Origin of the sequence: Brenneria salicis ATCC 15712 = DSM 30166 (assembly GCF_003315515.1) — a bacterium.
Classification (GTDB): Bacteria; Pseudomonadota; Gammaproteobacteria; order Enterobacterales; family Enterobacteriaceae; genus Brenneria; species Brenneria salicis.
Genome location: NZ_QNRY01000037.1, coordinates 1 through 25,616, shown reverse-complemented (window position 1 = coordinate 25,616; position 25,616 = coordinate 1). Strand labels below are relative to the sequence as shown.

18 protein-coding genes, 1 pseudogene and 1 riboswitch are annotated in these 25,616 nt (G+C 53.0%); of the genes and pseudogenes, 9 read left to right on the top strand and 10 right to left on the bottom strand.

Annotated features, from left to right (window positions below; all coding sequences use genetic code 11):
- Positions 1 to 14 precede the first annotated feature (14 nt).
- Positions 15 to 3,332, top strand: a complete 3,318-nt coding sequence (gene mscM / locus DES54_RS14135) for a miniconductance mechanosensitive channel MscM (protein WP_113868454.1) — start codon at positions 15 to 17, stop codon at positions 3,330 to 3,332.
- A 62-nt stretch (positions 3,333 to 3,394) separates the two neighbouring features.
- Here mscM and epmA read toward each other — a convergent pair whose 3' ends face one another.
- A complete protein-coding gene (gene epmA, locus DES54_RS14130; RefSeq protein WP_113868453.1) occupies positions 3,395 to 4,372 on the bottom strand; it encodes an elongation factor P--(R)-beta-lysine ligase in 978 nt (325 codons plus the stop codon).
- 505 nt (positions 4,373 to 4,877) lie between these two features.
- Here epmA and frdA point away from each other — a divergent pair.
- Genes frdA through frdD form a run of 4 tightly spaced genes read left to right on the top strand, consistent with a single transcriptional unit; the run spans position 4,878 to position 8,184 of the window.
- Positions 4,878 to 6,677 (top strand): fumarate reductase (quinol) flavoprotein subunit, encoded by a 1,800-nt coding sequence (frdA, locus tag DES54_RS14125; RefSeq protein ID WP_113868452.1) that lies wholly within the window; start codon positions 4,878 to 4,880, stop codon positions 6,675 to 6,677.
- Complete coding sequence (locus DES54_RS14120; protein WP_113868451.1) at positions 6,670 to 7,404, top strand: succinate dehydrogenase/fumarate reductase iron-sulfur subunit; 735 nt, start codon at positions 6,670 to 6,672, stop codon at positions 7,402 to 7,404. The genes frdA and DES54_RS14120 overlap by 8 nt, the downstream gene beginning before the upstream one ends.
- 13 nt (positions 7,405 to 7,417) lie before the next feature.
- Positions 7,418 to 7,813: a fumarate reductase subunit FrdC gene (gene frdC, locus DES54_RS14115; RefSeq protein WP_113868450.1), complete on the top strand. Its 396-nt coding sequence runs from the start codon at positions 7,418 to 7,420 to the stop codon at positions 7,811 to 7,813.
- A 14-nt stretch (positions 7,814 to 7,827) separates the two neighbouring features.
- On the top strand, positions 7,828 to 8,184 hold the full coding sequence (gene frdD, locus DES54_RS14110; protein ID WP_113868449.1) for a fumarate reductase subunit FrdD: 357 nt from the start codon (positions 7,828 to 7,830) through the stop codon (positions 8,182 to 8,184).
- 84 nt (positions 8,185 to 8,268) lie between these two features.
- Here frdD and DES54_RS14105 read toward each other — a convergent pair whose 3' ends face one another.
- The 3 genes from DES54_RS14105 to efp form a co-directional block, all read right to left on the bottom strand.
- Positions 8,269 to 8,505, bottom strand: coding sequence for a DMT family protein (locus DES54_RS14105; RefSeq protein WP_345790640.1), 237 nt, complete (start codon positions 8,503 to 8,505; stop codon positions 8,269 to 8,271).
- 253 nt (positions 8,506 to 8,758) lie between these two features.
- On the bottom strand, positions 8,759 to 8,890 hold the full coding sequence (locus DES54_RS14100) for an entericidin A/B family lipoprotein (RefSeq protein ID WP_113868448.1): 132 nt from the start codon (positions 8,888 to 8,890) through the stop codon (positions 8,759 to 8,761).
- A 166-nt stretch (positions 8,891 to 9,056) separates the two neighbouring features.
- Entirely contained in the window at positions 9,057 to 9,623 is a 567-nt protein-coding gene (gene efp, locus DES54_RS14095) for an elongation factor P (protein ID WP_113868446.1), read from the bottom strand.
- Positions 9,624 to 9,662: 39 nt separating this feature from the next.
- Here efp and epmB point away from each other — a divergent pair, with 39 nt between their 5' ends.
- Complete coding sequence (gene epmB / locus DES54_RS14090) at positions 9,663 to 10,706, top strand: EF-P beta-lysylation protein EpmB (protein WP_113868444.1); 1,044 nt, start codon at positions 9,663 to 9,665, stop codon at positions 10,704 to 10,706.
- Positions 10,707 to 10,790: 84 nt separating this feature from the next.
- Here epmB and DES54_RS14085 read toward each other — a convergent pair whose 3' ends face one another.
- Positions 10,791 to 11,135 carry a DUF4156 domain-containing protein gene (locus tag DES54_RS14085; protein WP_113868442.1) on the bottom strand — a complete coding sequence of 115 codons (345 nt, stop codon included), beginning with the start codon at positions 11,133 to 11,135 and terminating at the stop codon, positions 10,791 to 10,793.
- Positions 11,136 to 11,174: 39 nt separating this feature from the next.
- Positions 11,175 to 12,824: a glucose-6-phosphate isomerase gene (gene pgi, locus DES54_RS14080; RefSeq protein ID WP_113868440.1), complete on the bottom strand. Its 1,650-nt coding sequence runs from the start codon at positions 12,822 to 12,824 to the stop codon at positions 11,175 to 11,177.
- A 169-nt stretch (positions 12,825 to 12,993) separates the two neighbouring features.
- A riboswitch (Lysine riboswitch) is annotated at positions 12,994 to 13,189 on the top strand.
- 118 nt (positions 13,190 to 13,307) lie between these two features.
- Between pgi and lysC the strand changes: the two genes are divergently transcribed.
- Complete coding sequence (gene lysC / locus DES54_RS14075; protein ID WP_113868465.1) at positions 13,308 to 14,684, top strand: lysine-sensitive aspartokinase 3; 1,377 nt, start codon at positions 13,308 to 13,310, stop codon at positions 14,682 to 14,684.
- A 58-nt stretch (positions 14,685 to 14,742) separates the two neighbouring features.
- On the opposite strand, the gene DES54_RS14070 is transcribed toward lysC, so the two are convergent.
- The gene (locus DES54_RS14070; protein WP_113868438.1) at positions 14,743 to 16,389 is read right to left on the bottom strand and encodes a Na/Pi cotransporter family protein; all 1,647 of its coding nucleotides are present in this window, start codon (positions 16,387 to 16,389) and stop codon (positions 14,743 to 14,745) included.
- 292 nt (positions 16,390 to 16,681) lie between these two features.
- Here DES54_RS14070 and DES54_RS14065 point away from each other — a divergent pair, with 292 nt between their 5' ends.
- Positions 16,682 to 18,136 carry a DASS family sodium-coupled anion symporter gene (locus DES54_RS14065; protein ID WP_113868436.1) on the top strand — a complete coding sequence of 485 codons (1,455 nt, stop codon included), beginning with the start codon at positions 16,682 to 16,684 and terminating at the stop codon, positions 18,134 to 18,136.
- A gap of 82 nt (positions 18,137 to 18,218) precedes the next feature.
- On the opposite strand, the gene foxA is transcribed toward DES54_RS14065, so the two are convergent.
- From foxA to metH, 3 genes are all read right to left on the bottom strand, one after another.
- Positions 18,219 to 20,321 carry a ferrioxamine B receptor FoxA gene (foxA, locus tag DES54_RS14060; RefSeq protein ID WP_113868434.1) on the bottom strand — a complete coding sequence of 701 codons (2,103 nt, stop codon included), beginning with the start codon at positions 20,319 to 20,321 and terminating at the stop codon, positions 18,219 to 18,221.
- A 195-nt stretch (positions 20,322 to 20,516) separates the two neighbouring features.
- Positions 20,517 to 21,497: a helix-turn-helix transcriptional regulator gene (locus tag DES54_RS14055; protein ID WP_113868432.1), complete on the bottom strand. Its 981-nt coding sequence runs from the start codon at positions 21,495 to 21,497 to the stop codon at positions 20,517 to 20,519.
- A 5-nt stretch (positions 21,498 to 21,502) separates the two neighbouring features.
- Positions 21,503 to 25,186 (bottom strand): methionine synthase, encoded by a 3,684-nt coding sequence (metH, locus tag DES54_RS14050; protein ID WP_113868430.1) that lies wholly within the window; start codon positions 25,184 to 25,186, stop codon positions 21,503 to 21,505.
- Positions 25,187 to 25,339: 153 nt separating this feature from the next.
- On the opposite strand from metH, the pseudogene DES54_RS14045 reads away from it, so the two are divergent.
- Positions 25,340 to 25,492: pseudogene (locus DES54_RS14045) on the top strand (IS630 family transposase); the annotation flags it as partial.
- Positions 25,493 to 25,616 lie beyond the last annotated feature (124 nt).

Sequence of the window (25,616 nt, the reverse complement as noted above, 5' to 3'; positions counted from 1 at the left end):
AAGGTAGACTAAACGTGCGTCTGATTCTGATTTTTCTGCTGAGTTGCTTGTTATCAACCACCGTGTGGGCGGCGCCCAGTGAGGCGCAGTTACGTCAACAGTTGCAACAGGCGGAATCCAATAAAGGCGCAGCCGATCAAGCGCAGATTGTGGAAGAACTGCAATCTGCCCTGAATGCGACACAGGAAATCAAAGCGTCGCGTGAACGTGTGGCGCAATATCAACGTGTTATTGATGATTTTCCCAAACTGATTCGGGAACTGCGTGGTCAGTTGGCCGCAGAAGACGAAAAACCCTCAGCCGCCGCGAACAATTTTTCGATCAACGATCTTGAGCAACAGATCCTGCAAACCAGCAGCCAGCTACTGGAACAAAGCCGCCAATTGCAACAGGAGCAGGATCGGTTACGCGAAATCAGCGACTCGCTCGGACAGCTTCCCCAACAACAAACCGAAGCCAGCCGTTCACTGGATGAGATGGAGCGCCGAATCCAGGCACTGGGAACGCCAGCGACGCCGCTGGCGCAAGCGCAACTGGCGGCGCTTCAGATCGAAGCCGCGCTGCGCAAAAGTCGTGTGGACGAGTTGGAACTGGCGCAGTTGTCAGCCAGCAATCGTCAGGAATTATCCCGGTTACGCGCCGAACTGTATAAAAAACGGCATGATCGGCTGGATACGCAGTTACAGACGCTACGCAGCAGCATCAATAGCCAGCGCCAGAAAGAGGCTGATCAAGCGCTGGAGCGCACCGAATTGCTGGCGGAACAGGGCGGCAATTTGCCCGGCGTCATCGGCGCACAGCTACAGGTCAACCGTGAACTTTCCGTGGCGCTGAATCAGCAGGCGCAGCGCATGGATCTGATCGCTTCTCAGCAACGTCAAGCCGCCACGCATACGCTTCAGGTCCATCAGGCGCTGACCACCATCAGGGAACAGGCGCAATGGCTTGACGTCTCGCCGGTGTTAGGCGAAACCCTGCGGGCGCAGGTGGCGCGGTTGCCGGAAATGCCCAAACCACAGTTGTTGGACAGCGATATGGCGCAGTTACGCGTCCAGCGCCTGCATTTTGAAGACCTGATCAATAAACCTCAGGATATCGAGCAGGCAAAAGAGGATGATGGAACGCCGCTGAACGCAACCCAACAGCGCATTCTGGCGGATCAACTGCGTACCCAGCGCGATTTGCTGACTTCGCTGATTTCCGGTTGCGATACGCAGATTCTGGAATTAACCAAACTCAAAGTCGCGAATAATCAACTGGAAGATGCGCTGAGAGAGACAAAAGAAGCGGCGCACCGTTATCTGTTCTGGGTGGCCGATGTTGACCCAATCACCTTCGCTTATCCGCTGAAGCTGGTGCAGGATCTGACCCGTCTGTTGTCTATGGATACGTTTACCCAACTCAGCAGCGCCATGATCATGATGGTGACCAGCCGCGAAACGGTCATCCCACTGCTGGGCGCGCTGTTGCTGGTGGGGTTCAGCTTCAGTTCCCGCCGTCACTATCATGCTTTTCTGGAGCGCGCCAGTAGTCGGGTAGGTAAAGTCACCCTCGACCACTTTATGCTGACGCTGCGTACCGTTTTCTGGTCAATCCTGACCGCGCTGCCGTTACCGGTGCTCTGGGCCGCGCTAGGCTACGGTTTGCAGAATGCCTGGCCCTACCCGGTTGCGGTGGCGATCGGCGACAGCGTGACCGCCACCGTACCGTTGATGTGGCTGGTGATGATTAGCGCGTCATTCGCGCATCCGCAGGGACTGTTTATCGTCCATTTCCGCTGGTCGCCCGATCGGGTCGCCAGAGCAATGCGCTATTACCGCCTTTCGATTGCGTTTATTGTGCCATTGGTGATGGCGCTTATTACGTTCGAGAAGCTGAACGATCGCGAGTTTTCCAGCACGTTGAGGCGTTTGTGCTTCATTCTGCTCTGTATGGCGTTAAGCCTGGTGACCAACAGCCTGAAACGCGCCGGTATTCCGCTCTATCTGGATAAAGAAGGCTCTGGGGAAAACTCGGTCAACCGGGCAATGTGGAACCTGCTGATGTGCGTCCCGCTGGCCGCCGCGCTAGCTGCTTGTATTGGTTATCTGGCGACGGCGCAAGCGCTGCTGGTCAGGCTGGAAACCTCGGTTTCCATCTGGTTTTTTCTGCTGGTCGTCTACCATATTATCCGTCGCTGGATGCTCATTCAGCGACGCCGTATCGCGTTCGACCGGGCGAAGCAGCGCCGTTCAGAAATTCTGGCGCAGCGGGCCAAAGGTGAAGAAGATCCGCAGCCTGGCGTCCCCCATGAAGGAAATTCAGAGGCGATTGAAGAACCGGTGGTGGATCTGGATGCGATCAGCGCCAAATCCCTGAAGCTGGTGCGCTCGATTCTGACCTTGATCGCACTGGTTTCCGTTATCGTACTGTGGTCGGAAATTCACTCCGCTTTTGCTTTCCTGGAAAACATTAGTCTGTGGGATGTCAGCAGTACGGTCAAAGGCGTGGAAAGCGTTCAGTCGATTACGCTGGGTGCGATTCTCATTGCCATACTGATTTTTGTGATCACCGCCCAACTGGTACGCAATCTGCCGGCCTTGCTGGAACTGGCGGTGTTGCAGCATCTTGATTTGTCGCCGGGAAGCGGTTATGCCATCACCACCATCAGCAAATATATTCTGATGCTAATCGGGTGTCTGATGGGCTTCTCATTGATGGGGATTGAGTGGTCGAAACTGCAATGGCTGGTGGCGGCGCTCGGCGTGGGGTTAGGGTTTGGCTTGCAGGAAATCTTCGCCAACTTTATTTCCGGCCTGATTATCCTGTTTGAAAAGCCGATACGTATCGGCGATACCGTCACAATCCGCGACCTCACCGGCAGCGTGATGCGCATTAATACGCGTGCGACCACCATTTCCGACTGGGACCGCAAAGAGATTATCGTGCCGAACAAAGCGTTTATTACCGAACAGTTTATTAACTGGTCGCTGTCGGATTCCGTGACGCGCGTGGTTCTGACGGTACCGGCGCCAGCCGAAGCGGACAGCAAAGTAGTCACCGATTTGCTGCTGGATGCGGTCAGCCGCTGCTCGCTGATATTGGAAAACCCGCCGCCGGAAGTTTTTCTGGTCGATTTGCAGCAAGGGATTCAAATTTTCGAACTGCGTATTTTCGCCGCGGAAATGGGTCACCGTATGCCGTTGCGCCATGAACTGCACCAGTTGATTCTGGAAAATTACCGTAAACACAATATGGTGCTGCCATTCCCGCCTTTCCAGGTGCGAATGGACAATATCGCGCGTAAAGGAAACACCCTGACGTCCAGCAACCGGAGCGCGGGCAGCTTATAAGTTATATAAAAAGAAGGAATAAGGCGGGAGCAGTTGCCGCCCCGCCTTTTCGCCGGGCAAGATCAGGAACGCTCGACCGAAAACGCAATCACGTCGCTCAGTTTTTCCGCGCCCAACGCCAGCATAATCAGGCGATCGACGCCCAACGCCACGCCCGCGCATTGAGGAAGACCATGCTTGAGCGCGGCCAGCAAGTTTTCATCAATCGGCTGCGGCGGCAAACCGCGTGCCGCGCGTTTGCGGTTATCCTGCTCGAAACGCTGACGCTGCTCATCGCAATCCGTCAGTTCACGGAAGCCGTTGGCCAGTTCAATGCCTTTGATATAGACCTCAAAACGTTCGGCGACACGATGATCCTCGGTGCTGATTTCAGCCAGCGAAGCCTGCGTTGCCGGGAAATGGTAAACAAATGCCGGTTTGTCGCGACCGATGTTCGGTTCGACGCCGAAGGTAAACAGCATTTGCATCAGCGCATCACGATCTTCTTCCCGGCTGGCGATATCGCCCAGCCCCAGTTTTTCCGCCGCTTCACGCAGTTGGGCCTTGTCCACAGACAGCGGATCAATGTCCAGATGTCGCAAAAAAGCCTGTTGATACGAGAGCATTTCCGCACTTTCGCACTCCAATATTTGCTGGAGTAAATCATCGACTTCATTCATCAGTCGGTACATGTCGTAATGTGGCCGATACCATTCCAGCATGGTAAATTCCGGGTTATGGTATCTGCCGGACTCTTCATTACGAAAGCTGCGGCATACTTGAAAAATCGGACCGCTGCCTGCGGCCAGAAGACGTTTCATGTGGTATTCGGGGCTGGTAATCAGATACAGCGTCATTCCATCCGCAGCGCCCGGACCAACGAAGCGGGTCTGGAACGGGCATAAATAAACGTCCGTTACCGTCGCCTGGCTCATCGCTGGCGTTTCAACTTCCAGTACCCCACGATCGGTGAAGAAACGCCGGATAGCCGCGACTATCGACGCTCGCTTCAACAAATTAGCGACAGAAGCATCAGGTTGCCAACTTGCCGTCTCGCTCATGGTTCTTACTCCAAACTCAAACAGGTGGAGCAGTCTACCCGCATCAGCGCAGGCAGACAAAAAATTTACAGGAGAAACCTTCAACAACACGCTTGCATTAGCCGACACAAGCGAGGGAACCGTGCTTCCGGCAATGTGAAAAATGACGATGAGATATCCAGTGAAACATTTTTCCGTACCGCCAGTAAAAGCGTTATTAAAGAAATAAAAGCAGCATTTTTATAAAAATAAGCCGTTCGGTCACGTTTTTATCTTTTATTACAGGACGCTGTGAAAAAACAGCAAAATGCTGGATCACATCAAATTTCATCCGCTAATCATTCGGTATACTTATTTCCATACCAAAAATAGTGTTATGTCTATTCTTAATATGTTTGCGAATCAATTTTTATAGGGCTACAAGCATAAAACGTTCCGCAGATATATGTGGATATATAAAGATAGCAACGAATAGATATTATATTTTTATTTTAACTTAATTAACTTAATTAACTGGAGGAATGCAGTGCAAACCTTTAATGCCGATTTGGCCATTATCGGGGCCGGGGGCGCTGGCTTACGGGCGGCGATTGCCGCCGCGGAAGCCAATCCCCAACTGAAAATTGCGCTGATCTCAAAAGTCTACCCTATGCGTAGCCATACCGTGGCGGCAGAAGGCGGATCAGCAGCGGTCACTCAGGATCACGATAGCTTCGATTATCATTTCAACGACACTGTTTCTGGTGGCGACTGGTTGTGTGAACAAGACGTGGTCGAGCACTTCGTCAAACACTGTCCTGAAGAAATGATCCAACTGGAACAATGGGGCTGCCCATGGAGCCGTAAACCCGATGGTTCTGTCAACGTTCGCCGGTTTGGTGGAATGAAAATAGAACGTACCTGGTTTGCCGCCGATAAAACCGGCTTCCACATGCTGCATACCTTGTTCCAGACCTCCCTCAAATATCCACAGATCCAACGTTTCGATGAACATTTCGTTCTCGATGTGCTGGTTGACGACGGGCATGCACGCGGTGTCGTCGCCATCAATATGATGGAAGGCTCGTTAGTTCAGATCCGCGCCAATGGGGTGGTGCTCGCCACCGGCGGAGCGGGACGCGTGTATCGCTACAATACCAATGGCGGCATCGTCACCGGCGACGGTATGGGCATGGCATTCCGCCACGGCGTACCCTTGCGCGACATGGAGTTCGTGCAGTATCACCCGACCGGTCTGCCAGGCTCTGGCATTCTGATGACCGAAGGCTGCCGTGGCGAAGGCGGCATCATGGTCAACAAAGACGGCTACCGTTATCTGCAAGATTACGGCATGGGCCCGGAAACGCCGCTGGGCGAGCCGAAAAACAAATATATGGAACTGGGCCCGCGCGATAAGGTTTCTCAGGCCTTCTGGCATGAGTGGCGCGCCGGGCGCACCATTTCCACCCCGCTGGGCGACGTGGTCTATCTTGACCTGCGCCACCTCGGTGAGAAGAAACTCAAAGAACGTCTGCCGTTCATCTGCGAACTGGCGAAAGCCTATGTTGGCGTTGATCCGGTTAAAGAACCGATTCCAATCCGTCCTACCGCGCACTACACCATGGGTGGTATTGAAACCGATCAAAACTGCGAAACTCGTATCAAAGGGTTGTTTGCCGTCGGTGAATGTTCGTCTGTCGGTCTGCATGGCGCAAACCGTCTCGGTTCCAACTCACTGGCTGAACTAGTGGTGTTTGGACGCGTCGCCGGCGAGCAAGCGGTACAGCGCGCGCAGTCCGCCACCCCTGCGAACGGCAGCGCGCTTGATGCGCAAACCCGTGATGTCGAACAGCGCCTGAACGCTCTGATGAAACAGGAAGGCACGGAAAGCTGGTCGAAAATCCGTGACGAAATGGGTCTGTCCATGGAAGAAGGCTGTGGTATTTATCGTACAACGGAACTGATGCAGAAAACCGTCGATAAACTGGCCGAACTGAAAGAGCGCTTCAAACGGGTGAAAATCACCGACCATTCCAGCGTCTTCAACACTGACCTGCTTTATAACATCGAACTGGGTCATAGTCTGGACGTGGCGGAATGTATGGCGCACTCCGCCATCAACCGTAAAGAATCCCGCGGCGCCCACCAACGTCTGGATGAAGGCTGCACCGAGCGTGATGATGTTAACTTCCTGAAGCATACGCTGGCTTTTTATAACCCTGAAGGTGCGCCACGTCTGGATTACACCGATGTGAAAATCACCAAACTGCCGCCGGCCAAACGCGTTTACGGCGCCGAAGGCGACGATGCTCAGGATAAAAGCAAGAAGGAGCAGGCGAATGGCTGAGATGCAAACCCTGAAAATGGAAGTCATGCGCTACAACCCGGAACAGGACGACGCGCCGCATTTTGAGACGTTTGAAGTTCCGTTCAACAAAGAGACTTCCCTGCTGGACGCACTGGGCTATATCAAGGATAACCTGGCTGCGGATCTCTCCTACCGCTGGTCCTGCCGTATGGCGATCTGTGGTTCCTGCGGCATGATGGTGAACAACGTACCCAAGCTGGCCTGTAAGACCTTCCTGCGTGATTATCAGGACGGGCTGAAGGTTGAGGCGCTGGGTAACTTCCCCATCGAGCGCGACCTGGTGGTCGACATGACGCACTTTATTGAAAGTCTGGAAGCCATCAAGCCTTATATCATCGGCAACGATCGTAAACCGGCTGATGGCCCGAACAAACAAACCCCGGCGCAGATGGCCAAATATCACCAGTTTTCTGGCTGTATTAACTGCGGCCTCTGCTATGCAGCGTGCCCGCAGTTTGGTCTGAATCCTGAATTCATTGGCCCGGCGGCGATCACCCTGGCGCACCGTTACAATCTGGATAACCGCGATCACGGTAAAAAAGTGCGTATGCCGCAGTTGAACGGCAGCAACGGGGTCTGGAGTTGTACCTTTGTGGGGTACTGCTCAGAGGTTTGTCCGAAGCATGTGGACCCTGCCGCTGCAATCCAGCAAGGCAAGGTTGAGAGTGCCAAAGACTTCATGATTGCCATGCTGAAACCACAATAAGGGAGGAGCAATAATGACATCCAAACGTAAAGCGTATGTCCGTGACATGTCGCCAACCTGGTGGAAAAAGCTGGGGTTCTACCGTTTTTATATGTTGCGTGAAGGTACGGCCTTACCTGCCGTCTGGTTCAGCATCGTATTGATGTGCGGCGTATTCGCCTTGAAGGATGGCCCGGAAAGTTGGGCTGACTTTGTGGGATTCCTGCAAAACCCATTGGTGTTGCTAATCAACATTATTGCTTTGCTGGCGGCGGTGCTGCACACCAAAACTTGGTTTGAACTGGCGCCGAAAGCATCCATCATCGTGATAAAAGATGAAAAAATGGGACCAGAGCCGATCATTAAAGGACTCTGGGCAGTGACCATCGTAGTAACGGTAGCAGTACTGGCTATCGCCTTACTGTTCTGATGAGGAGGAATGACGTGATTAATCAAACGCCAAAACGTTCCGATGAACCCCCTTTCTGGGGTTTGTTCGGCGCTGGTGGTATGTGGAGTGCGTTTTTCGCCCCCGTCATCATCTTGCTGGTTGGTGTCCTGCTACCGTTTGGCTTGTTCCCGGACGCGCTGACTTATGAACGTATTGCCGCATTCAGCCAAAGCTTTATTGGCCGCGTTTTTCTGCTGCTGATGATTATCCTGCCGCTCTGGTGTGGTTTGCACCGTCTTCACCACGCCATGCACGATCTGAAAATCCATATTCCCGCCGGGAAATGGGTGTTCTACGGTCTGGCAGCGATCCTGAGCGTCGTGACCATCATTGGTGTTGTCACGCTGTAAGCGGTTTTGTTTTGCAATTAACGGCCTGCTCTGTGCAGGCCGTTTTATTTTCTTTCTTGCAAGATAAAAGGGAATGAGAATTAATCAGGATAAACCGTTACCCGTAATTTTATCCCGAAACATAAAGAATACCGCGCTCAATAAACACAAACCGGCCCAGATATAATCAGTACGGGAAGGCTCTTTTAAAATAAGAATGGAGAACAGAATAAATACCGAAAGGCTAACCACTTCCTGCAATATATTTAACTGCCCGGCGGACGCGACCTGATATCCAATACGGTTTGCCGGAACCTGCAATAAATATTCAAATAGGGCCATTCCCTAACTGATCAACGCGGCAATTAACCAGGTTCGTTCGCTAAAATAATGCAACTGCCCGTACCAGGCACAAGTCATATACCTTAAATAATTCGAGTACAGGAAGAGGATTACTGAGCGTCAACCTGCATATAGTGATAATGAGCGGTGATATCGTTTTTCTCCAACTAATCCACCGCCGCATTATGTCGTTGGCTGAAGAAAACACCATTATGGCGCCTTCTCCGCGTTAAAACCTATACCACTTATCTCTTTATTGCGCGCTACGCTGTATGGCTTCCCCACCGGCTTCAACATCCTGTCCAACACCACGGGTAGTGTTACACCCGACTACGGCAGAGAGAATTAACAGCGAAAAAATAGCGACAAGACTTTTCTTCAACATAGGTCATTCCTTCTTCATGATAATAGGTTTCTTAAAGGCAGCAAAAAGACTACCTTCTAAGCGTAGTCAATCCTGCCTGTTTCGTGGAATTTTTCAGAGTAGGACACAAGAATATAGAGATAAAAAAAAGCCGCCAGAAAAATGGCGGCTTTTCATCAAGCGTCAATTATTTAACGCGAGAGACATACTCGCCTGAGCGGGTATCCACTTTGATCACTTCACCGATCTGCACAAACAATGGCACTTTTACCACCGCGCCGGTGCTCAGCGTCGCGGGTTTACCGCCAGTACCTGCGGTATCGCCTTTCAGACCTGGATCAGTATCGACGATTTCCAGTTCAACAAAGTTCGGCGGCGTTACGGAAATCGGCTGACCGTTCCACAATGTCACGATACATTCCGCCTGATCGAGCAGCCATTTGGCATTGTCGCCAACCGCTTTCTCATCCGCAGCCAATTGCTCGAACGTTTCATTGTTCATGAAATGCCAGAACTCACCATCGTTGTACAGGTAAGTCAGGTTCATATCGATAACATCCGCACCTTCAGCAGAATCCGTGGATTTGAATGTTTTTTCGATCAGTTTGCCAGTCAGCAGACGACGCATTTTCACGCGTGCGAAAGCCTGGCCTTTACCCGGTTTGACGAACTCACTTGATTCGACGGCATAAGGCTCGCCTTCGAACATGATTTTAAGACCGGAACGGAAATCGTTGCTAGAATAAGTCGCCATAAAGGCCCTCTACATTTGATACTGGTACTAAGCCAAAAAATGGCACACATTGTAACCCTAAATATACCCTCCAGAGAAGATTGGTTGCAGCAACTTGCGGACGTAATTACCGATCCAGAAGAATTACTGCAACTTCTCGCGTTGGGCGACAACGCCAGATTACGGCAAGGCCACGACGCGCGCAGACTTTTCCCGTTGCGGGTTCCCCGCGCTTTTGCCGCACGCATGCAAAAAGGCAATGCGAGCGATCCGCTTTTACAACAGGTGCTCACTTCACGCGCGGAATTTATCGCCACGCCGGGTTTCAGCCATGATCCGCTGGATGAGCAGCACAGCGTCGTTCCGGGGTTGCTGCATAAATACCACAATCGCGCGCTGCTACTGGTAAAAGGCGGTTGTGCGGTCAATTGCCGCTACTGCTTCCGCCGCCATTTTCCCTATCAGGACAATCAGGGCAACAAGACCAATTGGCGTCAGGCATTGGACTATATCCAGGCGCACCCCGAACTGGATGAAATCATTTTTTCCGGCGGCGATCCGCTGATGGCGAAAGATCAGGAGCTTGCCTGGCTGATTACCGCGCTGGAAAAGATACCGCATCTGAAGCGGCTGCGTATCCACACACGCCTGCCCGTGGTGATCCCGGCACGCATTACCGATACGTTGTGCCAGCGCTTATCACAGACATCACTTCAGGTTTTACTGGTCACGCATATTAACCATCCGCAGGAGATTGATCCTGATTTAACACAAAGTATGGCGCGTTTACGTCGCGCAGGCGTCACGCTGCTGAATCAAAGCGTCCTGCTGCGTGGCGTGAACGATAATGCGGATACATTGGCAAACCTGAGCAATGCGCTGTTTGACATCGGCATACTGCCTTATTATCTCCACGTACTGGATAAAGTACAGGGAGCGGCGCATTTTATGGTTAGTGACGACGAAGCGCGTTCACTGGTCAAAGCGTTGATGAAAAAAGTGTCTGGATATCTGGTTCCGCGCCTGGCGCGCGAAATTGGCGGCGAAGCCAGTAAAACGCCATTGGATCTGAGACTCAGGCAAAGTCAGGACGAAGGCGAATAAAAAAGCCGGCGAATACTAGAGGTACTTTCGCCGGTTTATTCATTAAGCACCAAATCCCGTCAGGGAAAATGCCTCGCGCTTAACTTAGGGACATTTGTACACGTCGCCAACCATCTTGCTATCCAGCGGCGCGAAGCTCGACCAGAAAGTTTGGCTAGGGCTGGTTACGCTATACAAGGTATTTCCTCCCATCGCCGCGGCCTTGTTACGCAGATCATTCGCCGCGCCGCGCATTGAACTGCCATCGCTCTCGTTGCCGGAGAACCAGTTGGACTGACTACCGCTGACCTGTCCCAATAACTGGCACTCATTACCCGGTTTGGTATCCGTAAATGTAACAGCCTGTGCTGCGGTGCTGAGTTGATGGGTTGCACTACAGCCAGCCAGCAGGATGACTGCGAAAATACCCGGTAACATGCGAATCTGCATTTTCCCCTCCATGATATTGAAAATTAGCGATTTTCTAACTCAGGCGCGCCATTGTTTGAAGCGGTTAATCAGACCATTGGTTGAACTGTCATGACTGGTCACTTCTTTCGCCTCTTCCAGTTCCGGTAAAATACGGTTAGCCAATTGTTTACCCAATTCCACCCCCCACTGATCGAACGTGAAAATGTTCAGAATCGCGCCTTGGGTAAAGATTTTGTGTTCATACAGCGCGATCAGTGCGCCCAGGCTGTAAGGCGTAATCTCGCGCAGCAGAATCGAGTTGGTCGGTCGGTTCCCTTCAAAGACTTTGAACGGCGCCACATGCTCGACCTCTTGCGCCGTTTTACCTGCCGCCGCGAATTCCGCGTCAACCACTTCACGGCGCTTACCGAATGCCAGCGCTTCCGTTTGCGCGAAGAAGTTCGACAGCAGTTTGCTATGGTGGTCGCTCAGTGGATTATGACTCATCGCCGGTGCGATGAAATCGCACGGAACCAGTTTTGTGCCCTGATGAATCAACTGATAAAACGCATGCTGACCATTGGTGCCCGGTTCACCCCAGATAATCGGGCCGGTCTGATAGTCCACCGGATTGCCATTGCGATCGACATATTTCCCGTTGGATTCCATATTTCCCTGTTGGAAATAGGCGGCAAAACGGTGCATATACTGGTCGTAGGGCAGAATCGCTTCCGTTTCAGCCCCGAAGAAATTGTTGTACCAAATCCCGATCAACGCCAGCAATACCGGCAGGTTTTGTTCCGCTGGCGTTGATGCGAAATGCTTGTCCATGGCATGGGCGCCGCTCAACAGTTGCTCAAAGTTGGCGAATCCCAGCGAAAGAATGATCGACAGACCAATCGCCGACCACAGAGAATAGCGTCCGCCGACCCAGTCCCAGAACTCGAACATGTTGTCGGTATCGATACCGAATTCACTCACCGCATTCGCATTGGTAGACAAGGCTGCAAAGTGTTTGGCGACATGTTTATCGTCCTGCGCGGTTTTCAGGAACCAGTCACGCGCACTGTGGGCGTTAGTCATGGTTTCCTGTGTGGTGAAGGTTTTGGACGCCACCAGGAACAGCGTGGTTTCGGGGTCAAGAGGCTTCAGCGTTTCTGCGATATGCGTACCGTCCACGTTGGAGACAAAATGCATATTCAAATGATTTTTATACGGTTTCAGCGCTTCCGTCACCATATAGGGGCCTAAGTCGGAACCGCCGATACCAATATTCACCACATCGGTGATCGCTTTGCCGGTGTACCCTTTCCAGTCCCCGCCGATAACGCGCTCGCTGAACAGTTTCATCTTTTCCAGCACGGCGTTTACTTCCGGCATCACATCCTTGCCGTCAACCAGAATCGGCGTGTTGCTGCGGTTACGCAGCGCGACATGCAGCACGGCGCGCCCTTCCGTCTGATTGATTTTTTCGCCGGAAAACATCGCGTTAATCGCTCCAACCAAATCCGTTTCCCGCGCCAGCGCCTGGAGTTTTTCCAGCGTTTCCTCTGTGAGGCGGTTTTTGGAGTAATCCACCAGCATCTGATCGTCAAAGGTTGCGGAAAACCGCGCGAAACGGTTACTATCCTGCGCGAACAACTCACTGATTTTCAAGTCTTTAACCGATTCAAAATGTTGCTGTAACGCCTGCCATACGGCAGTCTGGCTTGGATTGATGTTTTGCATAACAATACTTTCTCTCTCAATATGAATTCAAAAGTTACTAAACCGATTGTATCCCGTAAAATGGCGATTGAGATCCCTTTTCTTGCTAAATGGTCATCACATCCTTTTGTTTATTGACAGCGGTATGATTACCCGTTATTTCTAACAGCATACTTGCGCATTCCATGTGCAAGCCAGAAGAGGAGCGTTGCCCAGGCAAGGTATCGGAGGAGCCGTAATCCAATGATGATACCCCAGGGGGAGCGACGCCGAGGTGATGTGTAATGCGGTATTCACACCATCGATCGCAGGGGCTGAATCCCCTGGGTTGTCACCCGGTTCGTCCTGATTAAGGACGTTCAGCAAGGTGGAGCGCTTCTGGGTGTATCGTAGTTTTTTTATTTCTACGTCTGCTCCCTGCTTACCGCTCTTCCCTTGTGCCAAGGCTGATTAATGGACTGTGTGGTTGAAAACAACCGCGCCCATGACACGAGGTTTTTTGACATGTCTGTTATTGAAGTTTCCGCACCCGCAACGCCTTTGGTTATTGCCAAATTTGGCGGCACCAGCGTGGCTGATTTTGACGCCATGAATCACAGCGCCGATGTTGTTCTTGCCAACCCCGCGGTACGGGTTGTTGTTCTGTCTGCCTCCGCGGGCATTACCAACCTGCTGGTTGCGCTGGCCGCAGGCCAGAATCTGGAAGAACGCACTCAGAATCTGACCCGAATCCGTCAGATCCAATACGCGATTATCGATCGGCTGGAAAACCCAGACGTCATCCGCGATGAAATCGATCGGATGCTGGAAAATATTTCCACATTGTCGGAAGCGGCGGCGCTGGCGACCTCCAACGCGCTCACCGATGAACTGGTGAGTCATGGCGAACTGATGTCCACTCTGCTGTTCGTTGAAATTCTGCGCCAGCGCGACGTGTCGGCGGAGTGGTTCGATGTGCGTAAAATCATGCGCACTAATGACCACTTCGGCCGCGCCGAACCCGATTGTCAGGTGCTGGGCGAATTAACGCGCAGCCAGTTGCAACCGCGTCTTGAGCAAGGGTTAATCATTACGCAGGGCTTTATCGGCAGCGAGGCCAGCGGTAAAACCACGACATTGGGTCGCGGCGGCAGCGATTATACCGCGGCGCTGCTGGGCGAAGCGTTAAACGCCCGCCGCATTGATATCTGGACGGATGTTCCGGGCATCTATACCACCGATCCGCGCGTGGTGCCGGCGGCAAAACGTATCGACGAGATTATGTTTGAAGAAGCCGCGGAAATGGCGACATTCGGCGCGAAAGTGCTGCACCCGGCGACGCTTCTGCCAGCCGTGCGCAGCGATATTCCGGTGTTTGTCGGCTCCAGTAAAGATCCGGCCGCAGGCGGTACGCTGGTATGCAATAAGACGGAAAACCCGCCGTTATTCCGCGCGTTGGCGCTGCGTCGCAAACAAACGCTGCTTACCCTGCACAGCCTGAATATGTTGCACGCACGCGGTTTCCTGGCCGAAGTCTTCAGTATCCTCGCCCGTCATAATATCTCTGTGGATTTGATTACCACCTCAGAAGTCAACGTGGCCTTGACGTTGGATACCACTGGCTCGACGTCGATCGGCGATAGCCTGCTGTCCAGCGCTCTGCTGACCGAACTTTCCTCATTATGCCGGGTGGAAGTGGAAGAAAATCTGTCGCTGGTGGCCCTGATCGGCAACAAACTGTCTCAGGCTTGCGGTGTCGGCAAAGAAGTCTTTGGCGTGCTGGAACCGTTCAATATCCGCCTGATTTGCTACGGCGCCAGCAGCAACAACCTGTGCTTCCTTGTTCCGGGCAATGATGCCGAGCGCGTCGTGCAGACATTGCATCGCAGTCTGTTCAAGTAGCCAAACCACACGCTCAATTCTCCTCAATCCATGTGGGGTGAAATCTTCCCCACATGGATTACAACGTCAACGGCGATTCGTCCCGCTCGTCGTCCTCATCCTGCGAGACGATCAGCACGTTATAAGCCACCGAGCAAAACAGCGAATTCAACCGATTCATATCCCCCAGCAACCCCAAATGGAGCGAACTGGTTTCCAGACTCTGCACGTTCTGCTGATGTAAACGATCGACATGCGCATGCGCGTAACGACGATTCAGAATACGGAAGCGGTGTTTGGCGCGGCGCAGCCGCTTGGCGCTGGTAATATCTGCGGAAAGAAAGACCGATAGCCCAAGTCGCAGGTTTGCCAGCAACTGTTCGTGCAGATGATTCAGTTCCTCCAATCCCTGAGCCGAGAAAGCGCGGCGCACCTTGGATGAATTATCGGCGACATCATCCGCCATGCGCTCAATAATATCTCCCGCCTGTTCGAGGTTCAGCGCGACTTCTATCACTTCGGCCCAACGCGGGGAATCCCGTTCATCAAGACCATCTTTTTGGATCTGCGCCAGATAGAGTTTGATTGCGGTATAGAGCACGTCCACATCATCATCAAGCCGACGGATCTCCCGCCGTTGCATATGATCGCCCCGCAGCACGTCCCGATACAGCCGTAACATCTGCTCAAGCACATCACCGATCCGTAATGTTTCACGCGCGGCATTGGTCAGCGCCAGAGCGGGCGTATCCAGCGCGCTGGTATCCAGATGCCGGGGCTTCATCTGGATATCCACCTCCGGCGAGTCGGCGATCATCACGCAGGACAAACGAGCGACCGCCTCCGCGCATGGAATCAATATCAGGCAGCGGATCAGGTTGTAGAACAGGTGGAAATAAATCACCAGTTCCTCCGGGCTAAGCGGCAATTTCGCCAACCACCGGGAAAGCGGCTCAACGAAAGGCAATACGACCAGACAACCAATCAATTTGAACAACACACTGCCCAGCGCCACTCGACGCCCCGCCGCGTTCTGCACGGTGGAGCTAATCATGATCAGCACGCCGCTGCCCAGATTGGCGCCGATCACCAGACACATCGCCACTTCCAGAGAAATCACGCCGCTGGCGGTCAGCGTTGCGGTCAGCAGCACCGCCGCCAGACTGGAATAACTCACCATAGCGAATAATGCGCCGATAAGCGCATCCAGCATAATGTCGCCGGTCAGCGAGGAGAAGAGCACTTTAACGCCAGCGGTCTGGGTGATAGGCGTCGCGGCCGCCACGATCATTTCCAGCGCCAGCAGAATCAGCCCAAGGCCGATAGCGACGCGTCCAAGTTGTCCTACCCGCGTCTGCTTGCGGCTGAGGAAAAAAATCACGCCCAGAAAGATTAGCAACGGAGAAAGCCAGGAAAAGTCGAACGTCAATATCCTGACCATCAGCGCCGTACCGACATCCGCGCCGAGAATAATAACCAGCGCGGGCGCTAACGCCACTAAACCCTGCGACACAAAAGACGTGGTCAACAACGCGGTGGCGTTACTGCTTTGCACCAGCGCCGTAACGCCAATTCCCGCCATAAAAGCCAGAGGTTTCTTCTCGACGCTTTCGCTCAGTACCCGCCGTAAGCTGGCGCCATACACCCTCATGATGCCGGTACGGACAATGTGCGTCCCCCAGACCAGTAATGCAATTGCGGACAGTAAATGCAGCAGCGTTAACACTAAGTTAATACCTCTAATGTAAATGTAAATTTGAACATTCAATAACCAACTATACTACCAGATGTTTCCTGCCAGGACGTTGAGGCTGTCTCTGTGTGGGATAAATCCGCTGACAGGTTTCAGTGCGGATAGTTAATTAAATAACAATATTTAGGAAATCTAATCCAAATCAATAAGATGTGTGTTTACTCTTTTTGAGCGCACAGCAAACGCTATGCTTTCTTTCACAACCTGTTATGTCGGATTTATAAAAATTCTGCTTCAGACTCCTCATAAGCTGTAAGGAAAATGGATGAAGACCAAAACATCGTATGGCCTGAATTGGCTTGCACTCATTATTATTTTGGCTATCGCCGGCGCTTTCTGGCAATTTTCGCCTCCCACCGGATTAAGTGAACCCGCCTGGCATTCAACCATTATTTTTGTCGCCACCATTATTTGCATTGTTGCAAATGTTCTCCCCATTGGGGCCATCGGCATTATCAGTATTACCCTGTTCGCTCTGACCTATGCGGCAGGCGACACCACCGCCACCGGCGCGATACAGACGGCGCTCAGCGATCTGAACAGTTCGCTGATCTGGCTGATCGTCGTTGCGTTTATGATCGCGCGCGGCTTTATCAAAACCGGTCTAGGCCGTCGTATCGCGTTACAAATGATCCGTCTGTTAGGCAAGCGCACGCTTGGTCTGGCTTATGGTCTCGCCTTTGCCGATTTGGTGCTTTCTCCGGCAATGCCGAGTAATACCGCCCGTTGCGGCGGCATTATCTATCCTATAGCAGATTCGCTATCGCGCAGCTTTGATTCAAAGCCGGATGATGCCTCACGCAGTAAAATCGGGACATTCCTCATCACCTGTATCGGCAACGTCAACGATGTCACCGCCGCCATGTTCATGACAGCCTACACCGGTAACTTGCTGGCGGTAAAACTGGCGGCGAACGCGGGCGTCACCATCACCTGGGGCAGTTGGTTCGTTGCCGCTCTGGTGCCGTGTCTGATCTCACTGAGTGTTATCCCCCTGTTCGTGTACTGGCTGACCAAACCGGAAATTCGCCACACGCCTGATGCGCCGAAGCTGGCGGTTTCCGAACTGGAAAAGATGGGCAACATGAGCCGCGGCGAGTGGCTGATGGCCTTTACGGTTATCCTGCTGCTGGTGCTGTGGATTTTTGGCGACAAGCTGGGCGTGGATGCGACAACCGCCTCCTTTGTCGGGCTGTCCTTCTTGCTGTTGACCGGCGTGCTCAATTGGGAAGATGTAAAAAGCGAAAAAGGCGCGTGGGATACCCTGATCTGGTTCGCCGCGTTGCTGATGATGGCCAATCAGTTGAAAAGGCTGGGCTTCACCACCTGGTTTGGCGACTTAATCGGTAATAGTATCGGTCATATGATGCAGGGAACCAGTTGGGTGCTGGTGTTGCTGCTGCTCAATGCCGCCTACTTCTATACTCACTACTTCTTCGCCAGCGGCAACGCGCAAATTGCCGCGCTCTTTGCCGTGTTCCTCGGCGTCGGGATTAACCTGAATATCCCAGCCGTGCCGATGGCATTCATGCTGGCCTTCACCAGCAGCCTGTACTGCTCATTGACGCAGTACACCCACGCCCGCGGCCCGATCCTGTTTGGCGCCGGCTATGTGCCCACCGCCGTCTGGTGGCGAACAGGTTTCGTTATCAGCCTCGTCAATCAGGCCATTTTCATGAGCGCCGGTTTGCTGTGGTGGAAGGTAATTGGTTTGTATTAAGCCGCTGAACTTATAGGGCGCGTAACGAATCAGGCCGGGATAACCCCGGCCTGATTCGTTTTATCGCTGCAAAATGTATGATTCAGAAAGAATAGGAAACGCTGCCGACAATGCTGCGTTCGGCGCCAAAGTAGCAAAATTCCAACGAGTTACAGGCCGCAATGTAACGTTTGTCCGTCAGGTTATTCACATTCAACTGCGCGCTCAACCCTCGCAAGCCGATTTTTGACAAATCGTAACCCACCGCCATATCCACCAGCGTATACGAAGGCAGGGTGTGCGTATTGGCGCGATCGGAGGTGATACCGTTGACATAACGCACGCCGCCGCCGAGCGTCAATCCATCCAGCGGGCCGCTTTTCACATCATAGCTGGCCCAGGCGCTGGCTTGATTACGCGGCGCATAAACGGCGCGTTTTCCTTGTTCACTCACATCATTGCTTTTCTTATAGCGGATATCCGTATAGGTATACGCGGCCTGCAAGCGTAGGTTGTCAGTAATCTGACTCACCGCCTCCAGTTCCACCCCTTCGGATTCGATTTCACCCACGGAACGATAGGGGTCGCTCGGCTGATTTTTGGTCGCCACATTCTTCTGATTAATACGGAATACCGACAGGCTGTACTGGCTTTGCGAACCTTCCGGCTGATATTTCAGCCCGGCTTCCCATTGTTTGCCTTTCATCGGTTCAAGCACGTTGCCGTCCTCGCCGACAAAACTGGTGGGCGTGAACGCCGTGGAATAGCTGACGTAAGGCGCAAAGCCATTATCGAACAGATAAAGTAATGCCGCACGGGAACTAAAATTATCCTTATCCAGTTCACTGCGTGAACCGTTGCGCTTATCGATATTGATCACTTTCACCTGATCATGACGACCGCCCAACGTCAGGCGCCAGCGCTCCCAGGTCATCTGATCCTGAACATAAATCCCCGTTTGTTGCAGCTTATGCTTCTCAAGCGTTGAGGCATACATCGCTGTCGGCAATGCGCCATAAGCCGGGTTAAACGCATCAATTCCCGGATAGGCGCCTGAAGGCCAGTCCACATCATTATGACGTTGCTGATAGTCAATCCCCACCAGCAGACGGTGGTTCACCGAACCGGTATCAAAGCTGCCATCCAGTTGGTTATCCAGCGTAATCGCAGAAAGTGATTCACGCGCCCCGGAATAATAGCGGTTCAAGGTGTCGCCGGTGCTCCAACCGTAGGCATAAACCTGATCCAGATGAACTTTAGTACGCAGATAACGCAACTTCTGGCGCAGTGACCAGCCGTTATCAAAACCGTGCTCGACGTTGTATCCCACCATATTCTGCTTACGATCATACTTCTCGTTATTCTCTTCGCCTTCATAAAAAGTGTTAGCGATTTTCCGACCATTATGGGCAACCACCGTACCTTCATACGGCAAACCTGAATGGCTGCCGCCTTCCGGATCGCGATGCAGGTAAGCCATCAGATCCAGTCGGGTATTATCAGAAATCCGCCATGTCAGGCTCGGCGCAATGGCGTAACGCGCTTCTTTCAGCGGCCCGAACTGGGTATCCGCATAGCGCGTCATACCACTGAGGCGAAACGCCAGACGATCGTCATCATCCAATGGCCCGGTGACATCAAAGGCCGCCCCGCGCTGGGCGTTATTACCGGCAAACAGTTTGATCTGCCCGCTGCGTTCAAACGATGGCAGGCGGGAGTTCAATGCGACAATCCCGCCCGGAGAAGCCCGGCCATACAGCACCGACGCAGGGCCTCTCACCACCTCGATACCGTCCAGAAACCAGGGATCGACCACCAGGGAACTGTGGGAATTGGTATCCCCCATCATTTTCAGGCCGTCAAGATAGACGTTGTCCAGACTGCCATCAGAAAAACCGCGCAAGACCATATAGTCAAAACGGTTGGAAGCGCCGATCTGATTGCTGAACACGCCGGGCGTATAGCTTACCGCCTGTCGCACACTGATAGCCCCTTGCTGCTGAATCTGATCGCGCGTGACAATGGAAACCGCCTGCGGCGTTTCTATATCCGGCGTTGCCAATTTAGTGGCCCCGCTTTGGGTTTGAGACGTGACCACCAGCGTATCTTCCTGAGAGGAGGCTGCCGCATCCTGAGCAACCACTGGAATGGCAATACCACTGGTGATACAGCCGACGACCAACGCCAGCCGCGTTTTTCTGAGCATGACTCTCTCCACAGACCTTTTATTGTAAATAAGAATTATTACCGTTTTTGTTATCACAATAACTATGCGCAGTGACAATTTACCTATGAGCAATAACAAACCGGGAACGTTGCACAAAACGCCGGATTATCCGCAAAGCGCGAGTATGAAATCAGAATAGCGGGTGAAAGGAGGTTGGTGGGCGAATAAATCGCGCTAATACGTGGTGGCACGCGCATCGCTTGGGGCAATACCGTAACGTCGCCGAAAGGCGGTGGAGAAATTGGTCGCATGCTGATAGCCCGACATCCAGGCAGCCTGCTGAACGCTGTAGCCTTGCGCCAGATAACGGCGGGCCAGTTCCAATCGGCAATCACGCAGGTAATCAAAAACCGAATGCCCATAAGCCTGACGAAATTTGGTTCTCAGGCTACTGGCGCTCATGGCCGCTAATTGCGCCAGTTCATGCAGCGTATACGCGCTTTCAGGCTGTCGTTCTAATAATCGGCGCACGTTCTCCAACCGGTTTTGTTCGCCTGGTGAAGACAGATAACGCTTTTCCCTGCCGCGTTGACCGAACGACAAGCCATATCCCAGAAGCTGAAGCATCACGCCTTCCAGCATAAATTGACGTGACAAACCCGGTGCGGTGTTTTCCAGCGCATGCTGTAATCCCGACAGCAGATAGCCGGGAACCTGCCACACGAAAGCCGGAGTTCCTTCACGCTGCCACTCGTGCAGCAATGAGGTGACCAGAGGGGCCGGCTGGAAGTTGCCCGGATTGATGCCAAGCGATATCGTCTTGAGATGGTGATCGGCAAGATGACTGGCGTTCATCACCAGATGTTCCCCCAGTCGGGTACTGAAAGCCATCCCGGAACGAACAACAAACGCTTCGCCGTTCAGCCGCAGCGCGACACAACCTTCCAGCACCACCAGCGTATAAAGCGGAGAACCCTGCAGCGACGTGGATTCATAAGGTTGCAACACCCGCACATTGGAATTGGTCAGGTAGATGCCCGACGACAGCGCCATCTCTTCCACATCGCCCTGCACAACGATACGTTTTTCTTTCGCCTGATCGCGGCATGATGATAAAGCCGGGAAGTGGAAATCAATCCCATAGCGTTCACCAAAATCAAAAAAATCCTCGATGGAAAACAGTCGTTTTAACTTTCCGGGAGAAGACATATTCATGTTGATCAGTCCGCATCATAGCCAAGGTTTGGCGCCAGCCAACGCTCGATTTCACTGATACCCATCGCTTTACGTTGGGCATAGTCTTCCACCTGATCGCGTTGAATTTGGGCGACCGCAAAATATTTACTATCAGGATGGCTGAAATACCAGCCGGATACCGACGCGCCCGGCCACATGGCATAGGACTCGGTGAGTTTCATACCGGTATGTCGCTCAACATCCAGCAACTGCCAGATCTGCGCTTTTTCAGTATGATCGGGGCAAGCAGGATAGCCTGGGGCCGGGCGGATCCCCTGATAATTTTCGCGGATCAGTTCGTCGTTACTGAGGTTTTCATGCGCCGCATAGCCCCAATAGACTTTGCGCACCCGCTCATGCAGATATTCGGCAAACGCCTCCGCCAGCCGGTCTGACAGCGCTTTCACCATAATCTTATTGTAATCGTCATGTTGGGCTTCCCACTGTTCGGCCAGCGTATCCTCTTCCAGCCCCCCCGTCACCGCGAAGGCGCCGAGATAGTCCGGTTTGCCGCAGGATTTCGGCGCCACAAAATCGGACAGACAGTAATTCGGGAAATCCTTTTTTTCTGTTTGCTGACGCAAATGATGGCTGACCAGCAGCACCGCATGACGTCGCTCATCCGTATAGATCTCTACATCATCCCCCACCCGATTGGCGGGGAACAACCCGACGACGCCACGGGGATTGAGCGAACCGCTTGCAGAGAGCGTGTCCAGCATAGCGTTGGCGTCCGTAAACAAACGCTTCGCCTCTTCACCCACCACCTCATCTTGCAGAATACGTGGATATTTACCCGCTAGCGACCAGGTCATGAAGAAAGGCGTCCAGTCGATATAATTACGCAACGTGTCGATACTCGCCGTGACCGCTTGTACCCCTAAACGGTGCGCGACCGGTGGCGTATAGTTTTCCCAATCCAGCGCGGCGGCGTTATCACGAGCAGCAGCCAGCGTAACCGGCGGCGTTCTGGGTTTCTTACGAGCGTGCTGGATACGCACCGTTTCATACTCTTTGCGGGTGCGGGCAACGAAATCGGCGTATTGGGTCGCAGACAACAGCGCCGACACCACCCCTACCGTGCGGGACGCGTTCTGCACATAGACCGTCGGGCCGCTGTAGTTCTGCTCAATTTTCACCGCGGTGTGCGTTTTAGAAGTCGTCGCCCCGCCGATTAGCAGCGGCATCGGAAATCCCTGACGCTGCATTTCCTTCGCCACGTTCACCATTTCATCCAGCGAAGGCGTGATCAGGCCGGATAAGCCGATGATATCCACGTTTTCTTGCCGCGCGGTCTTCAGGATTTTATCCGTCGGCACCATTACGCCAAGATCGATAATCTCGTAGTTATTACACTGCAATACCACACCGACAATGTTCTTACCGATATCGTGCACATCCCCTTTCACCGTCGCCAGCAGAATCTTCCCGGCGGTGGTGCCTTTGGCTTTACTGGCTTCGATATAAGGTTCGAGATAAGCCACCGCCTGCTTCATGACACGCGCCGATTTCACCACCTGCGGCAAAAACATTTTTCCGGCGCCGAACAGATCGCCAACCACATTCATGCCATCCATCAGCGGCCCTTCAATGACCTCAATGGGACGCGCCGCCTGCTGACGCGCTTCTTCCGTGTCCAGTTCGATAAATTCGGTAATGCCTTTGACCAGCGAGTATTCCAGACGTTTATTCACCGCCCAGCCCCGCCATTCAGCCTGCGGTTTGGTGCTTTCGTCTTCCGCTTTATTGCCGCGATATTTTTCCGCCAGATCAAGCATGCGCTCCGTCGCATCATCACGGCGGTTGAGGATCACATCTTCAACCGCGTCGCGCAGTTCAACCGGAAGATCGTCATAGATCGCCAACTGGCCGGCGTTCACGATCCCCATATCCATACCATTGCGGATCGCGTGATAGAGGAAGACCGCGTGGATAGCTTCACGCACCAGATCGTTGCCCCGGAAAGAGAACGAGACGTTAGACACCCCGCCGGAAATCATCGCATGCGGCAACTGGGTTTTGATATCCGCGCAGGCTTCAATAAAATCCACAGCATAGTTGTTGTGTTCTTCAATCCCGGTCGCCACAGCGAAAATATTCGGATCGAAAATAATGTCTTCCGGCGGGAATCCCACCTTTTTAGTCAGGATCTGATAAGCACGACGGCAAATTTCAATTTTCCGCGCCCGGGTATCCGCCTGTCCCACCTCATCAAATGCCATCACCACCATGGCCGCGCCATAACGCCGAACCAGTTTGGCGTGCTGAATAAACGCCTCGACGCCCTCTTTCATGGAAATCGAGTTGACGATCCCCTTACCCTGAATACATTTCAGGCCCTGCTCGACGACGTTCCATTTCGAGGAATCGATCATGATTGGCACACGCGCAATATCCGGCTCGCCAGCAATCAGATTCAGAAAACGAACCATCGCCGCCTCCGCATCCAGCATGCCTTCATCCATGTTGATATCGATGATCTGCGCCCCGCTCTCTACCTGCTGACGGGCGACATCCAGCGCTTCATTATATTTCTCTTCTTTAATCAGTCGCTTGAATCGCGCCGAACCGGTCACGTTGGTGCGTTCGCCCACGTTAACGAACAACGTATTGGCATCAATATTCAGTGGTTCAAGACCGGAAAGGCGGCAGGCAACCGGTATCTCCGGTAATTTTCTTGGCGCCACGCCCTCGACAACGCTGGCGATGGCCGCAATGTGTTCCGGGGTGGAACCGCAGCATCCGCCGACAATATTCAGGAAACCGGCGCGCGCCCATTCCCCGATATGCTGCGCCATCCCAGCCGCATCCAGATCGTACTCGCCAAAGGCGTTTGGCAAGCCCGCGTTCGGGTGTGCCGTCACGTAGCATTCAGCGATACGCGACAGTTCGGCAACGTATTGGCGTAACTCATCCGGCCCTAACGCACAGTTCAGACCAAGAGAGAGCGGACGGCAATGACGCAGCGAGTTGTAAAAGGCTTCGGTCGTCTGACCGGATAAGGTTCGCCCGGACGCATCGGTGATTGTGCCGGAAATCATCACCGGCAGTTCGATCCCCAATGCTTCAAATTCACTTTCCACCGCAAATATCGCGGCCTTGGCGTTCAGGGTATCGAAGATGGTTTCGATCATGATCAAATCAACACCACCGTGAATCAACGCCCGCGTTGATTCACGGTAGGCTTCGACCAGTTGATCAAAGCTGATATTGCGAAAGGCGGGATCGTTCACATCCGGGGAGATCGACGCGGTTCGGTTGGTCGGGCCCAACACGCCCGCGACATAACGCGGTTTATCCGGTGTCAGCGCGGTCCACTTATCGGCGCAGAGCCGCGCCAGTTTTGCCGCCGTCGTATTAATTTCCGCCGACAGCGACGCCATCGAATAATCGGCCATCGCAATCGTCGTGGCGTTGAAGGTATTGGTTTCGAGGATATCGGCGCCCGATTTCAGGTAGGCATCATGGATTTCCGTAATCACCTGCGGTTTGGTCAATACCAGAAGATCGTTATTACCCTTCACGTCGCTCGGCCAGTCGGCAAAACGTTCGCCACGATAATCTTCTTCCTGCAAGCGATAACTTTGGATCATGGTTCCCATACCACCATCCAACACCATAATGCGTTGCGCCAACTGACGGCGCAATTCGTCTGCCCGATTAATCACAAGAACCTCATTTCCAACCGATGAATATCCCGCCGATGCGAGCGCCTATCCTAAATAGCTGTTCCAAATAGTAGATCACTTTGAGGGAACTCAGTCCGAGTTGAGCGATCTGATCAATCGCCAAAAATCACAAATCACCAACCGGACTGAGCGATGCCGATCATAGCACCAATACCCCGTACCGAACGACGTCGGATGCAGAAAACCATCCATAAAACACGCGACAAGAATCATGCCCGAAGACTGCTCGCCCTGTTAATGCTGCATCGGGGCGACCGTGTCAGCGATGTCGCCAGAACGCTCTGTTTGTAGTGGTCAACTAAAACTGGCCACGGGTTTAGAGTTTTTCCAGAATCGATTTTCCGATTCGTTTGGGGGTAATCCACCGTTATAGTCGTGTGGTCTGATCGTGCTGTAATATCCCACGATA